Annotated in this window: 15 protein-coding genes; 10 read left to right on the top strand and 5 right to left on the bottom strand. The window is 49.5% G+C overall.

Going from position 1 to position 13,011, the window contains the following annotated elements:
* Positions 1 to 22: 22 nt before the first annotated feature.
* The 10 genes from LRP49_RS17200 to acpS all read left to right on the top strand — a co-directional run bounded on the left by LRP49_RS17200 (position 23) and on the right by acpS (position 8,493).
* The gene (locus tag LRP49_RS17200; RefSeq protein ID WP_274143545.1) at positions 23 to 649 is read left to right on the top strand and encodes an RseA family anti-sigma factor; all 627 of its coding nucleotides are present in this window, start codon (positions 23 to 25) and stop codon (positions 647 to 649) included.
* The gene (gene rseB / locus LRP49_RS17205; RefSeq protein ID WP_274143633.1) at positions 649 to 1,653 is read left to right on the top strand and encodes a sigma-E factor regulatory protein RseB; all 1,005 of its coding nucleotides are present in this window, start codon (positions 649 to 651) and stop codon (positions 1,651 to 1,653) included. Before LRP49_RS17200 ends, rseB begins: the two co-directional genes overlap by 1 nt.
* Positions 1,650 to 2,144, top strand: a complete 495-nt coding sequence (locus LRP49_RS17210; protein ID WP_274143546.1) for a SoxR reducing system RseC family protein — start codon at positions 1,650 to 1,652, stop codon at positions 2,142 to 2,144. The genes rseB and LRP49_RS17210 overlap by 4 nt, the downstream gene beginning before the upstream one ends.
* 76 nt (positions 2,145 to 2,220) lie before the next feature.
* Positions 2,221 to 4,017: a translation elongation factor 4 gene (gene lepA, locus LRP49_RS17215; RefSeq protein ID WP_274143547.1), complete on the top strand. Its 1,797-nt coding sequence runs from the start codon at positions 2,221 to 2,223 to the stop codon at positions 4,015 to 4,017.
* A gap of 112 nt (positions 4,018 to 4,129) precedes the next feature.
* Complete coding sequence (lepB, locus tag LRP49_RS17220; protein ID WP_274143548.1) at positions 4,130 to 5,029, top strand: signal peptidase I; 900 nt, start codon at positions 4,130 to 4,132, stop codon at positions 5,027 to 5,029.
* A gap of 11 nt (positions 5,030 to 5,040) precedes the next feature.
* Complete coding sequence (gene rnc / locus LRP49_RS17225) at positions 5,041 to 5,715, top strand: ribonuclease III (protein ID WP_274143549.1); 675 nt, start codon at positions 5,041 to 5,043, stop codon at positions 5,713 to 5,715.
* A complete protein-coding gene (era, locus tag LRP49_RS17230) occupies positions 5,712 to 6,626 on the top strand; it encodes a GTPase Era (RefSeq protein ID WP_274143550.1) in 915 nt (304 codons plus the stop codon). Before rnc ends, era begins: the two co-directional genes overlap by 4 nt.
* 36 nt (positions 6,627 to 6,662) lie before the next feature.
* On the top strand, positions 6,663 to 7,376 hold the full coding sequence (gene recO / locus LRP49_RS17235; RefSeq protein WP_274143551.1) for a DNA repair protein RecO: 714 nt from the start codon (positions 6,663 to 6,665) through the stop codon (positions 7,374 to 7,376).
* Entirely contained in the window at positions 7,373 to 8,104 is a 732-nt protein-coding gene (gene pdxJ, locus LRP49_RS17240; RefSeq protein WP_274143552.1) for a pyridoxine 5'-phosphate synthase, read from the top strand. The genes recO and pdxJ overlap by 4 nt, the downstream gene beginning before the upstream one ends.
* Positions 8,104 to 8,493: a holo-ACP synthase gene (gene acpS, locus LRP49_RS17245; RefSeq protein WP_274143553.1), complete on the top strand. Its 390-nt coding sequence runs from the start codon at positions 8,104 to 8,106 to the stop codon at positions 8,491 to 8,493. The genes pdxJ and acpS overlap by 1 nt, the downstream gene beginning before the upstream one ends.
* Positions 8,494 to 8,547: 54 nt before the next feature.
* Here the strand turns inward: acpS and LRP49_RS17250 are convergent, their stop codons facing one another.
* Genes LRP49_RS17250 through LRP49_RS17270 form a run of 5 tightly spaced genes read right to left on the bottom strand, consistent with a single transcriptional unit; the run spans position 8,548 to position 12,964 of the window.
* Complete coding sequence (locus LRP49_RS17250) at positions 8,548 to 9,780, bottom strand: beta-ketoacyl-ACP synthase (protein WP_274143554.1); 1,233 nt, start codon at positions 9,778 to 9,780, stop codon at positions 8,548 to 8,550.
* Positions 9,777 to 10,502: a 3-ketoacyl-ACP reductase FabG2 gene (locus LRP49_RS17255; protein WP_274143555.1), complete on the bottom strand. Its 726-nt coding sequence runs from the start codon at positions 10,500 to 10,502 to the stop codon at positions 9,777 to 9,779. Before LRP49_RS17255 ends, LRP49_RS17250 begins: the two co-directional genes overlap by 4 nt.
* Positions 10,499 to 10,975 carry a hotdog family protein gene (locus LRP49_RS17260; RefSeq protein WP_274143556.1) on the bottom strand — a complete coding sequence of 159 codons (477 nt, stop codon included), beginning with the start codon at positions 10,973 to 10,975 and terminating at the stop codon, positions 10,499 to 10,501. The genes LRP49_RS17255 and LRP49_RS17260 overlap by 4 nt, the downstream gene beginning before the upstream one ends.
* Positions 10,968 to 11,420 (bottom strand): acyl-CoA thioesterase, encoded by a 453-nt coding sequence (locus LRP49_RS17265; RefSeq protein WP_274143557.1) that lies wholly within the window; start codon positions 11,418 to 11,420, stop codon positions 10,968 to 10,970. Before LRP49_RS17265 ends, LRP49_RS17260 begins: the two co-directional genes overlap by 8 nt.
* Positions 11,417 to 12,964 (bottom strand): HAL/PAL/TAL family ammonia-lyase, encoded by a 1,548-nt coding sequence (locus LRP49_RS17270; RefSeq protein ID WP_274143558.1) that lies wholly within the window; start codon positions 12,962 to 12,964, stop codon positions 11,417 to 11,419. The genes LRP49_RS17265 and LRP49_RS17270 overlap by 4 nt, the downstream gene beginning before the upstream one ends.
* Positions 12,965 to 13,011 lie beyond the last annotated feature (47 nt).

The following is a 13,011-nucleotide window of genomic DNA, read 5'->3' on the forward strand; positions in this document are numbered from 1 at the left end:
GCTGTTAATAACGGTGAAATAAATGGCTGGAAAAGAGAATCTTTCTGCGTTTTTCGACGGTGATGTGCAACATTCAGCGTCTTTTGACGATATCGAAATGGATCTGGAAACGCAGCAAACATGGAAAAGTTATGCTGCGACCCGAGACGTACTGCGCGGAGATGCCCCGAAAGAACAAAGCTGGGATATTGCTGCAAGCGTTGCATTGGCACTGGAAAATGAGCCTGCTCATGGTACCGCGCCGCAACAAGACGTTATCCCAATGCAAGAAGCACAACCCACGCCAGTGGCTGCGAGAAATTCGATGCCGATGTGGCTACAACAATTGACGCAAGTGGGTATGGCAGCGGCCGTTTCACTCGCGGTGATCGTTGGTGTTCAGCAATACAATGGTGGGTTGGAATCAGATCCTATGTTGGCGGAGACTCAACCTCCTGTTCTTCAAACTATTCCGCTGTCTGGATCTGCGCAGCCTGTTAGCTTGAGCCGCGAGTCAATGCAAGCAAGTCCATCTGAGGCACAGTTGATGGAACAACGTCGTCGTGTGAATGCGATGTTCCAAGACTACGAGTTGCAACTTCGACTTAATGCTGATGACATTGCAGATGAAAGCGATCCGCTAAACACTGAAGTGAGCGTACAAGATTGATGAAACCCATTCTGATCAGCGCAATTGCGTTGGTCAGCCTGGTTGCCAATGCCTCGACGGATGAAAGCCCCGCCGAGGCATTGCTGCATAATATGCACCAGGCTACCGAGCAGTTAGATTATGAACTGTCTTATATATTGGTTCGAAAAAGCAGCATAGAACCCCTTCGTTTTCGACACGCCGTTGTCGATGGTAAATCCTTTGGTCAAATCGCTTACCTCAGTGGACCGCCACGTGAGGTGATTCGTCGTGGAGATGAAATCAGCTATTTTGAACCGGGCATTGATCCTTTCACCATTCAAAGCACGCAAATGGTTGCGCCTTTGCCTGCGGTTATGCAGACCAATATCGAGCAACTCGCGACCATGTATGATTTCGTGCCACTAGGTCGAGCTCGCGAAGCAGGCGTTGCATGTGATGTGGTGAGGGTCTCACCGAAAGATGGTGAGCGTTACTCTTACGTGTTATGGATTGACCAAGACAGCAAGCTCTTGGTTCGTGCCGATTTGCTTGATCGTGATGGTGACCCTATCGAGCAATATCGCGCTCTGTCCGTTGTGGTCTCACCGCAAGTGGGTGACATGATGCGTCAGTTGGCAAAAGTAGATTTGCCGCCAGTGGTGCACTTACCGAATAAGCCGAACACTGGCTTAAGTTGGCAAGTGACTGACTTGCCTGTTGGGTTTAAACCTATTTATCGCAACCGACATCGCTTACTTATCACCGAGCGTCCGGTAGAAAGTCAGATGTTCAGTGATGGGTTGTTCAGTTTCTCTGTCTATTTATCTGAGGCGGATAAGTTTTCCGTGCCGGAGCAACTCGTCCGTAAGGGGCGCAGAACCTTGCACAGCCATATTTCAGGTAACGCAGAAGTGACGGTAGTGGGCGATATTCCTCCCGCGACTGCAAAAAAAGTGGCGGAGTCGGTTCGCTTTATTGCGTCACCTAAAACGCCGAATGTCACTGAAGGTACGCCTGCACAACCAAGCGCGGCACCACAATGATTAAAGCTCTCGCAGAGGTAACGGGCAATGGCGACGGCGTTGTCTTTGTACGTTGCCAACAAAAAACCAGTTGCGGCAGTTGCGCGTCTAAAAGTGCTTGTGGGACAGGCATTGTGAATAATGCATTGCCGGGTAAGGTGCTGGATATTCAGGTACCTTCCGATAAGCCACTGGCAGTGGGCTCAATCATTGAAATTGGGCTGGAAGAACAAACGGTACTGAAATCCGCTGCTGTGGTGTATGTACTGCCGCTCATTTTCGCCATGGTTGGGGCTTTTTTCGGCCAGTTTCTCGCAAATTTACTGGCAGCCGGAGAAGGGGTGATTATCCTAACTTCATTGGCATTTGGTGGTGCGGGTGTGCTTGTAGCCCGCTCCGTTTCTCGCAAGATGGAACGAGATGCCGGGATGACACCGACGCTTTTGCGTGTCTTGGGTACCTCGCTGACCGATATAGCGGTGATAAATGCCGCAACTGAGGATAGCGACTAGCCATTAATTTCGGTAGAATCCCGCCACTTGATCTATAGATCTTCAAATTTTCACTAACGAGTTAGTCACACCATCTATGAAGCACATTCGTAACTTTTCGATTATTGCCCACATTGACCACGGCAAATCGACCCTATCAGACCGTTTGATTCAGGTTTGTGGCGGTCTTACCGACCGTGAAATGGCAGCACAGGTTCTGGATTCCATGGATCTGGAGCGCGAACGTGGTATCACCATCAAAGCACAGAGTGTGACGCTGAATTATTCAGCGCAAGATGGGGAAACCTATCAGCTGAACTTCATCGATACCCCTGGACACGTTGACTTCTCTTACGAGGTTTCGCGTTCACTGGCGGCCTGTGAAGGTGCTTTGCTGGTGGTTGACGCAGGTCAGGGTGTTGAAGCTCAGACGCTGGCTAACTGTTACACCGCGATTGAAATGGACCTGGAAGTGGTGCCAATTCTGAACAAAATCGATTTGCCAGCTGCCGACCCTGATCGCGTAGCGGAAGAGATTGAAGACATCGTGGGTATTGATGCGACTGAAGCGACCCGCTGTTCAGCGAAAACTGGCCTTGGCGTTGACCTGGTTCTGGAAGATATCGTAAGAAGCATTCCTGCTCCGGAAGGTGATCCAGAAGCACCGCTGCAAGCACTGATCATCGACTCATGGTTTGATAACTACTTGGGCGTTGTTTCTTTGGTTCGTATCAAAAATGGCGAACTGAAGAAAGGTGAAAAAATTAAAGTGATGAGCACCGGCCAAGTTTGGGGTGTTGATCGCATCGGTATCTTTACGCCGAAGCAAACAGATACACAAGCTCTCCGTACCGGTGAGGTAGGTTGGGTTGTCTGTGGTATCAAAGACATTCTTGGTGCGCCAGTAGGTGATACCTTGACGCTTGCGAAACACGGTGCAGAGACAGCATTGCCTGGCTTTAAGAAAGTAAAACCTCAGGTATACGCAGGTCTGTTCCCTGTGTCTTCTGATGATTACGAAAACTTCCGTGATGCGTTGGGCAAGCTTAGCCTGAACGATGCATCCTTGTTCTATGAGCCAGAAAACTCTGCAGCTCTGGGCTTTGGTTTCCGTTGTGGTTTCCTTGGCATGCTGCACATGGAAATTATCCAAGAGCGTCTAGAGCGTGAATACAACCTGGATCTGATCACCACGGCACCGACAGTAGTGTACGAAGTGAAAAAGACCAACGGCGATACCCTTTATGTTGATAGCCCAGCGAAATTGCCTGCGGTTAACGACATTGAAATCATGGGTGAGCCAATTGCGCGCTGTAATATTCTGGTACCGTCTGAGTATCTGGGTAACGTTATCACCCTGTGTATCGAGAAGCGTGGCGTGCAGGTCGACATGGTTTACCACGGTAACCAAGTTGCGCTGACTTACGACATCCCAATGGCTGAAGTTGTTTTGGACTTCTTTGACCGTCTGAAATCAACATCACGCGGCTATGCGTCTTTGGATTACAACTTCCAGCGTTATGAAGCGTCAAACATGGTGCGTGTAGACGTGCTATTGAACGGCGACAACGTGGATGCATTGGCGATTATTACGCACAAAGACCAAGCTCAAACCCGTGGTCGTGATCTGGTTGAGAAGATGAAAGAATTCATCCCTCGTCAGCAATTCGATATCGCGATTCAGGCGGCTATCGGCAACCACATCATTGCCCGTTCTACGGTTAAGCAGCTTCGTAAAAACGTAACCGCGAAATGTTACGGCGGTGACGTAAGCCGTAAGAAGAAACTGCTACAGAAGCAGAAAGAAGGTAAGAAGCGTATGAAGCAGATCGGTAACGTTGAGCTGCCTCAAGAAGCGTTCTTGGCAATTCTGCATGTAGGTAAAGATAAGTAACCTTAGCTTCGCATAACGCTGAATCGAGGTTTCAAAAAGTAAAAATACCTGACTTCTCAGAGGAGAAGTCAGGTAAAGAATAAAAACGGATTTGGAAGGTTAGGGGAACACAATGGCTAATACTTTTTCGCTGATTTTGGTGCTCGTCACCCTGTTTACAGGGATCATTTGGGCACTGGATAAATTTGTATGGGCACCACGTCGCCAACAAAAGGCAGCAGAAGTGCTACAGATGGAAAGCGGAGAAGTGAGTGAAGAGCAAGTAGCGAGTGTTGCTCCTCAGCCAAGCTGGATTGAAACCTCAGCGTCTGTGTTCCCAGTTATCGGCTTAGTTTTGGTTCTGCGCTCATTTATTTATGAGCCGTTCCAAATCCCGTCTGGTTCTATGATGCCGACTTTGCTGGTGGGAGACTTCATCCTTGTGGAGAAGTTTGCTTACGGCCTGAAAGATCCTGTGTTCCGTCACCAGTTAATTGAAACGGGTGAGCCGGAGCGTGGTGATGTGGTGGTATTCAAATACCCACCACAACCTAGCATTGATTTTATCAAGCGAGTTGTCGGTTTGCCGGGCGATACCGTGCGTTACACCGATGACAAGCGTCTTTGTATTAAGAAGAAGGGCGAGTCTACCTGCGAGTTTGTGCCGGTAGACAATATCCATCAGAGCGAGTTTACACAACGAGGTGTTAACCTTATTCAAGCTGAAGAAGTTCTTGGTAAAGAACCACACGAGATTTTGGTGAATCCTTACATTCCAAACCAAACGGGTCAGTACTACCCGACGCCTGGTCTGGGAGAGTGGGTTGTTCCACAGGGCCAATATTTTGTGATGGGCGATAACCGAGACAACAGTAAGGACAGCCGCTTCTGGGGATTTGTGCCTGAAGAAAATCTGGTGGGTAAAGCGGTCGGTATCTGGATCAGTTTTGAATTTGATGAACAAGGCGACAGCTTCTTGCCGTCTTGGGTACCTGTCGGCGTGCGGTTTAACCGCATCGGCGGCATTGATTAACTTGGAACGACATGACAACACCAACAAATAAATTGCAGCGTCGTATCGGCTATGAATTTAGCGATGCGGCGCTTCTTAGTCTCTCCCTGACTCACCGAAGCGCAAGTGGTAACCACAACGAGCGCTTGGAGTTTCTAGGTGATTCTATTTTGAGTTTCGTTATTGCTGACGATCTCTACCATCGTTTCCCGAACGTTGATGAAGGTGACATGAGCCGTATGCGTGCAACGCTGGTTCGTGGTAACACGCTGGCCGAACTGGGCCGCGAGTTTGATCTTGGTGACGTATTGCAATTGGGCCCGGGTGAGTTGAAAAGTGGTGGTTTCCGCCGCGACTCAATTCTGGCCGATGCGGTAGAAGCCATTATCGGTGCTATCTATCTCGACAGCGATCTGGAAACGGTACGTGGAATTGTGCTGGGTTGGTATAAAGAGCGTCTGGAAACTATTCAGCCAGGTGCGAACCAAAAAGACCCGAAAACACGTCTACAGGAATTCCTGCAAGGACGTCGCAAGCCACTACCTGCCTATAATGTAATTAAAGTGCAGGGTGAAGCACACAACCAACAGTTCACGGTTGAGTGTGAAGTCGCAGGTCTGGATCGACCTGTAGTCGGTAAAGGCAGCAGTCGACGCAAGGCTGAGCAAGCGGCTGCAGAACTGGCATTAGAAAAGCTGGATTCATGACAGATACGCAGCAAACACACCACTGTGGCTTTATTGCCATTGTAGGTCGCCCGAATGTAGGCAAATCGACACTTCTGAATCGATTAGTTGGTCAGAAGCTATCAATTACGTCGCGCAAACCACAAACCACGCGTCACCGTATCATGGGTGTTGATACCCGTGACGGTTTCCAAGCGGTTTACGTGGACACGCCGGGACTTCACATTGAAGAAAAGCGTACCATCAACCGATTGATGAACCGTGCAGCTTCAAGCTCACTGACCGACGTTGAATTGGTATTGTTCCTGGTCGATGGCACGGTTTGGACCGCAGATGACGAAATGGTATTAAACAAGCTCAAGAAATCTGGGCTGCCTGTCGTATTGCTGATCAACAAAGTGGATAACGTTAAAGAGAAAAGCGAACTGTTTCCGCATCTGCAAGTGCTGAGCGAGAAAATGGACTTCGTTGATGTTGTACCGGTTTCAGCGAAGAGCGGTAAAAACATTGACGTGGTTGAGAAACTGGTTCGTGAGCACTTGCCTGAAGGTCAGTGGTACTTCCCAGAAGAATACGTGACCGACCGTTCTCAGCGTTTTATGGCCTCTGAAATCATCCGTGAAAAACTGATGCGATTCACCGGTGATGAACTGCCCTATTCGGTGACAGTAGAGATCGAACGCTTTGACTACAACCCAGAAACTGACGGTTTTGAAATCAACGGTTTGATCTTGGTTGAGCGTAGCGGCCAGAAGAAAATGGTGATCGGTAAAGGTGGCGAGAAAATCAAAACCATCGGCCGTGAAGCGCGTCTGGACATGCAAGATCTGTTCGACCGTAAGGTTTACCTCGAACTTTGGGTAAAAGTGAAATCGGGCTGGGCTGATGACGAGCGTGCACTGCGCAGTCTTGGCTACATCGACGATCTATAAGCCGAGATACGTAACATAGAAAACATCAGGAGCAATATGGAAGGCTTGCAGCGCTGCTTTGTTCTGCACTCACGCCCTTACAGTGAGACCAGCCTTATTCTGGATGTTTTTAGCGAAAACCACGGGCGAGTCAGCATTATGGCGAAAGGTGCCCGTGGTAAGCGCTCCCCGCTTAAAGGGGCTTTGCAGCCCTTTACACCTCTGCTAATGAAATGGTCCGGCCGTGGCGAAATGCGTACATTGCGTCAAGCGGAAGCCATGGGCTTAGCTATCCCACTCTCCGGTAATGCGCTCTTTTCTGGTTTCTATCTCAACGAGATACTCAGCCGAGTGGTTGAGCAGGAAACGGGATACCACCAACTTTTCTATGACTATGTAACGGCACTGACAGAGCTTGCTCAACACAGCAACCCTGAACCAGCCCTGCGCCGCTTTGAACTCGCCCTGCTTGATTCATTGGGGTATGGCGTGGACTTTCTGCACTGCGCCGGTAGTGGGGAATCTGTTGATGAATCCATGACGTACATTTTTCGAGAGCAACAGGGGTTTGTCGCGTCGTTAATGAAAAGCAGTAACCTCGCATTTACTGGCAGTGACCTGCTCGCATTGGCGTCTCGCCAGTTTACGACCCGCGAACAGTTAAAAGCGGCGAAACGCTTTACACGGCTGGCACTCAAGCCTTATCTTGGTTCAAAGCCTCTCAAAAGCAGAGAGCTATTTTTGTTAAGAACAAGGAAATCAACGCAATGAATACCATTTACCTGGGCGTGAATATTGACCATGTGGCGACTGTTCGTAATGCGCGTGGCACGAAGTACCCTGATCCAGTCCATGCGGCGGAAATTGCCGAGCGTGCGGGTGCTGATGGTATCACTGTCCACTTGCGTGAAGATCGCCGTCATATCAAAGATCGTGATGTTTACATTCTGCGTGACACACTTCAAACGCGTATGAACCTAGAAATGGCCGTGACGGATGAAATGGTAAACATCGCATTGGATGTGAAGCCTGCGTATGTGTGTCTGGTGCCAGAAAAGCGTGAAGAGTTGACCACTGAAGGCGGTCTGGATGTGGCTGGCCAGCTTGAGAAAATCAAAGCGGCAACAGAGACACTGAATGCAGCAGGCATCAAGGTTTCTTTGTTCATTGATGCTGACCGTACGCAAATTGATGCGGCAAAAGCGTGTGGTGCACCGTTTATTGAATTGCATACCGGTGCTTACGCTGAGGCAGAAACGGAAGAAGACATGCAAGCAGAGCTGAAGAAAATCGCAGCTGCTGCAAGCTACGCGCATGACTTGGGTATCAAAGTGAACGCGGGTCATGGCTTGACGTACCACAACGTTACGCCAATCGCGAAAATTCCAGAAATCTACGAATTGAACATTGGTCACGCCATCATCGGTCGTGCGGTATTTGACGGCCTACCTAAAGCAGTAGCAGACATGAAAGCTATCATGCAGGACGCGCGTCGTTAATGGCCGTCGTTGGTTTAGGTACTGACATTGCTGAAATCGGGCGATTTGAAACCATTATTGCCCGAAATACGGGGGAGGCGTTCGCGCAGCGTGTCCTCACGTCATCTGAGCTAGAAAAGTATCAACAAACCAAGCAGAAAGCCCGTTATCTTGCCAAGCGTTTTGCTGCGAAAGAAGCCGCGTCTAAAGCGTTGGGTACTGGGATTGCCTGTGGCGTGACATTTCACGACTTTGATGTCACCAACGACGAGCATGGCAAGCCAATATTGACCTTGTCGGGTGTTGCCAAGGAGATTGCGGACAGTCATGGCGTTAACAATGTTATGCTGACCATCGCAGATGAAAAGCGGTACGCCGTTGCAACTGTGCTTCTTGAACGTACCGTGTAGTGACGTGGTAGTGAAAGAATAAAAAGAACGCCCGCATGATGCGGGCGTTTTTGTTTACCCAGTATAACGCTTGAAAACGATAGACGTATTCACGCCGCCAAATGCGAAGTTATTGCTCATGATGTATTCGCAATCGATATGACGTTCTTCTCCACGGATGTAATCCAAGTCTCCACAAGCAGGGTCGACATTGTCGAGATTCAAGGTCGGGCTGAACCAACCATTGTTCATCATTTCAATCGCAAGCCACGCTTCGATTGCGCCACAAGCCCCCAGCGTATGGCCAAAGTAACTCTTCAATGAGCTGATTGGCATACGTGGCCCAAATACATTTGCCGTGGCTTGGGTTTCGGCAATGTCCCCTTTGCTGGTTGCCGTACCATGCGCGGATACATAGCCAATTTGGTTAGCGGATACCCCAGCATTTTTCAGGGCGTTTTCCATACAAATTTGCATGGTTTCCATCTGAGGATCAGTGATATGCGCAGCATCGCAATTGCTGGCAAAACCGACGATTTCTGCATAGATGGTGGCACCCCGTGCTTTGGCATGTTCATAGTCTTCCAGTACTAATGAACCCGCGCCTTCACCAATGACAATTCCATCTCGATTGATATCAAACGGACGCGGTGTTGCTTCTGGCGTGTCATTTTTCTGGCTGGTGGCATACAAGGTATCAAATACCGCAGGTTGGGTCGGGCAAAGCTCATCGGCACCACCAGCAACCATGGCAGTCTGGTAACCATGTTTGATGGCTTCATAAGAATAACCAATCGCCTGACTGCCTGACGTGCAGGCACTGCTGGTTGGAATGACACGGCCACGAAGACCAAAGAAAAGACCCACATTTACGGCTGTTGTTGCGGGCATCATTTGTACATAGGTATTGGCCGTAATCGCTTCAGTCGTCTTCTGTTCCATCATGATGGAGAAAGCTCTTGAAGGGCCATTACTACCGGTCGACGAGCCAAATGCGACGCCAGTTTGCCCATTATTGAGCACATCCATGCCCATGAGCCCTGATTGAATGAGTGCAAGTTCACTGGCTACGGTTGAATACTTCGCCACCAAACCCATAGATCGAACTTGTTTCCGACCATAGTGCTTGGGCAGAATAAATTCATCTAGAGGTGCGGTTAAACGGGTGTTGAGTCCGCTATATTGCTCAAGGGACTCTGTATATTTGACCGCATTTTTGTGCTCGCGAAGGCGAGACGATACGGCATCCCAGTTGTTCCCGAATGCGGTGACACCCGCCATTCCGGTAACGACTACACGTCTATTCATCGAAAACCTCCATTGATAGAAATGACTTGTCGGGTGACATAGCTGGCTGCATCTGACATTAAAAAGGCAACCACATTGGCAACCTCTTCAGGTGTTCCCATTCGATTAAGGGCGATGTCAGGCAGGGCTTTAGCAAGGATCCTTTCGTCTATCATGCCCGTGTCTATTAACCCAGGTGCGACGCAGTTGACGGTGATGTTGCGTTTTCCAAGCTCCATGGCCAGTGCTTTTGTTGCGCCGATAATGCCTGCTTTTGCTGCGCTGTAGTTTGTTTGTCCTGGGTTGCCAATAAGTCCAGAAACGGATGACATGGTGATGATTCGTCCGCCAGTGCGCAGGCGAATCATGGGCATAACAATGGGGTGTATGACGTTGTAGAAGCTATCGAGATTGGTATGGACAACACCATCCCATTCTTCTTCAGTCATTGCTGGAAATGCGGTGTCAGCGGTTACTCCCGCGTTGTTGACTACGCCGTAATAGGCTCCATAGGCCTCAATGTCATTCTCTATACACGTTCGACATTCTTCACGATTGCGTATATCGAAACGTACGATGCGTCCAGAACGACCGATTTCTTCGATGGCCGTGAGCGTCTCTCTTGCTCCGGCTTCGTCGTTACCGTAGTGGACAACGATATCAAAGCCCGCAGTTGCCAGTGTGATTGCAATGGCTCGCCCGATACCTTTACTGGCACCTGTGACCAGAACTGTGCGTGTCATGCTGGTACTCCTTTTGTCATTTTACTGAGTGCTTCAGGTGAGGGCTCATAGGTGCTCAACTGGCACGTGGCGACCTCAATACCGTTCAACTCAATATGGCAACCGAACACGGACATCCCGCCATCGCTCATGATTTCTTCGACAAAGATGTCGAGTGTCTTGTCGACGGGGAAATGCGGCACGGTTGCTTTGTACTGTCGGCTTCCAACTAGGAATCCGATTGCGGGAGACTTTCCCGCCAGAAAGTCTTGATAGCCAGCCCACGTTGCGATGGTTTGCGCCATCAACTCGATGCCTACCCAAGCGGGTATACCTTGCAGGGAAGCATCAAAAAAATGATGTTCTCTGGTTGGTATCGCTTGGCAATGTGCATGGGCTTTATCCGCATAGATCAGCTCATCCACGAGCAACATGGGGGCTCTATGAGGCACCAAGGAAGCGATTGGTGGATACGTAGTTTGGGTGTCAGTCATGAAAGATGTCCCCCAATTCTTTAGAGAGCGCAGCGTACGCAAGCAGCTTCTCTTTTAGCACTGAAGGGGCAGCAAATTGCATTTCTTGCCCCTCAATGGTGACAGGAACTTGGACCGTGTGCGCTTTACACATTCGTTGATTGGCAGCGTTCAAGATCACGTAGTCGACTTTCAGGCGGTTTTCCCATTCGGCGAGTGTTGCAACCACCCGGATCGGTTGGTTGTAATCAATGGCACGAATATAACGAACGTGCGCATCAACAACTGGCCATACGTAACCCGAGGCCTCCATGGCACGATAGCCATAGTCAATTTTTTCCATGAGCAAGCGACGAGCTTCTTCAAAATAGCGAAAGTAATTGCCGTGATAGACGACCCCCATGGGGTCGGCATCTTGAAAGGCAGTGACTAGCTTTGCTTCAGCGCGCAAGCGAATGGTTGTCATTCATACAGCTCCCACTCACGCGTTTGAATAAAGGAAATAAAGCGGCGTAAGTCTTGCTCTAATGGACGATCTTCATTAACGAAATCAAATTGAGAACCCACGTTATAGACCATGTCGCGGACTGGTTGGCTGAGTTCACTCATTGATAACTCGCCGGTGCGACAACGCAATTGCAGTGCTTGGAAGGCCGCCAGAAGGCTCGCTGACGCGACCTGTTCTGTGAGTTCCAGTACACGCAGACAATCGCGCGCCGCGATGGTGCCCATGCTGACTTTATCTTGGTTGTGACATTCTGTTGAACGAGAGAAAACACTCGCTGGCATAGTGTGTTTAAGGGCTTCTGCCGTCCATGCAGAAATGCCGATTTGAACCGCTTTGAAACCATGGTTAATTGGCTTGCGGCTGCCTTCGGCACCGGTGAGGTTAAACGGTAAGCCGTTGTTGAACTTATAGTCCATCAACTGTGCCATTTGGCGATCTAACAAGTCAGCGAGGTTTGCGACAGCTGTTTTCATGCTGTCCATTGCCATCGCAATGTGGCCGCCGTAGAAGTGTCCACCGTGCAGAACGCGCTCATTGTCACCGTCGATGATTGGGTTATCGTTGGCACTGTTGAGTTCGTTTTCGATCATTTGGCGAAGCCAAGGTAAGCTGTCTTCCAGTACGCCAATCACATGTGGTGCGCAGCGCAATGAGTAACGGTCTTGTAAACGGTCACTGTTACGTGGTGGGCGGTTTACTTTCAAATCATCGCGAAGTCGCGCAGCAACTTGCTGCTGGCCTGGGTGCGGTTTAACGGCAAACAGTGCTTCGTCAAAGTGGAAGTCATTCCCCTGCATGGCGAGTGACACCATGGCTGTGATGCGGGTTGTTAGCTGGGACAGGTATTCCGCACGTTTGTAAGCAAGACACGCTAGCGCAGTCATAACCGAGGTGCCGTTCATCAGAGCAAGGCCTTCCTTAGGCTTTAACTTGATAGGGGAGATACCCAGCTCTCGGTAAACTTCGTGAGTTGGGCGAACTTCGCCTTTGTAAAGCACTTCTCGCTCACCGATCAATGCCGCTGCGAGGTATGAGAGTGGGGTAAGGTCACCACTTGCGCCAACAGAACCTTCCTGAGGAATACGAGGCGCAATGTCATTGTTGATCAAGGTGATGATTTGGTTCAGCAAATCCATGCTGACACCTGACATACCTTGTGTCAGTGAGTTAAGGCGTGTCGCTAAGACTGCTCTGGCTTGAGTTGGGTTTAGGTCTTCACCTAAGCCACAGCCATGAAATCGGGTAAGGTGCAACGGCAGTTCATCAACCAAAGACGGTGGGATAGCAACAGTACAGGAATCTCCGTATCCAGTAGTTACCCCATATATAGCACCGTCTTCTTTCAGTAGTCTCTCAAGAAACGCCACGCTTCGATTGATTTTGTCAGTATAGGCATGTGAGTTATTGAGTACGGCTTTGCTGCCACTTGCAATGGCTTCAACTGACTCGATAGTCAGCGGTCCTTCACCAAATAAAATGGTTTGATTGGTTGATTCTTTCATAGTCTTTCCCTGCTAACTGAATGTGCGACCGAAATTAAGGTCAAATG

The organism is Enterovibrio qingdaonensis (assembly GCF_028683135.1).
GTDB lineage: Bacteria > Pseudomonadota > Gammaproteobacteria > Enterobacterales > Vibrionaceae > Enterovibrio > Enterovibrio qingdaonensis.

Coding starts and splice junctions, on each gene's coding strand:
- LRP49_RS17265 (WP_274143557.1), bottom strand. CDS start 11,420: ATGACAACCATTCGCTTGCGCGCTGAAGCAAAGCTAGTCACTGCCTTT.
- rseB (WP_274143633.1), top strand. CDS start 649: ATGAAACCCATTCTGATCAGCGCAATTGCGTTGGTCAGCCTGGTTGCC.
- lepA (WP_274143547.1), top strand. CDS start 2,221: ATGAAGCACATTCGTAACTTTTCGATTATTGCCCACATTGACCACGGC.
- recO (WP_274143551.1), top strand. CDS start 6,663: ATGGAAGGCTTGCAGCGCTGCTTTGTTCTGCACTCACGCCCTTACAGT.
- LRP49_RS17200 (WP_274143545.1), top strand. CDS start 23: ATGGCTGGAAAAGAGAATCTTTCTGCGTTTTTCGACGGTGATGTGCAA.
- era (WP_274143550.1), top strand. CDS start 5,712: ATGACAGATACGCAGCAAACACACCACTGTGGCTTTATTGCCATTGTA.
- rnc (WP_274143549.1), top strand. CDS start 5,041: ATGACAACACCAACAAATAAATTGCAGCGTCGTATCGGCTATGAATTT.
- LRP49_RS17270 (WP_274143558.1), bottom strand. CDS start 12,964: ATGAAAGAATCAACCAATCAAACCATTTTATTTGGTGAAGGACCGCTG.
- pdxJ (WP_274143552.1), top strand. CDS start 7,373: ATGAATACCATTTACCTGGGCGTGAATATTGACCATGTGGCGACTGTT.
- LRP49_RS17260 (WP_274143556.1), bottom strand. CDS start 10,975: ATGACTGACACCCAAACTACGTATCCACCAATCGCTTCCTTGGTGCCT.
- LRP49_RS17250 (WP_274143554.1), bottom strand. CDS start 9,780: ATGAATAGACGTGTAGTCGTTACCGGAATGGCGGGTGTCACCGCATTC.
- LRP49_RS17210 (WP_274143546.1), top strand. CDS start 1,650: ATGATTAAAGCTCTCGCAGAGGTAACGGGCAATGGCGACGGCGTTGTC.
- LRP49_RS17255 (WP_274143555.1), bottom strand. CDS start 10,502: ATGACACGCACAGTTCTGGTCACAGGTGCCAGTAAAGGTATCGGGCGA.
- lepB (WP_274143548.1), top strand. CDS start 4,130: ATGGCTAATACTTTTTCGCTGATTTTGGTGCTCGTCACCCTGTTTACA.
- acpS (WP_274143553.1), top strand. CDS start 8,104: ATGGCCGTCGTTGGTTTAGGTACTGACATTGCTGAAATCGGGCGATTT.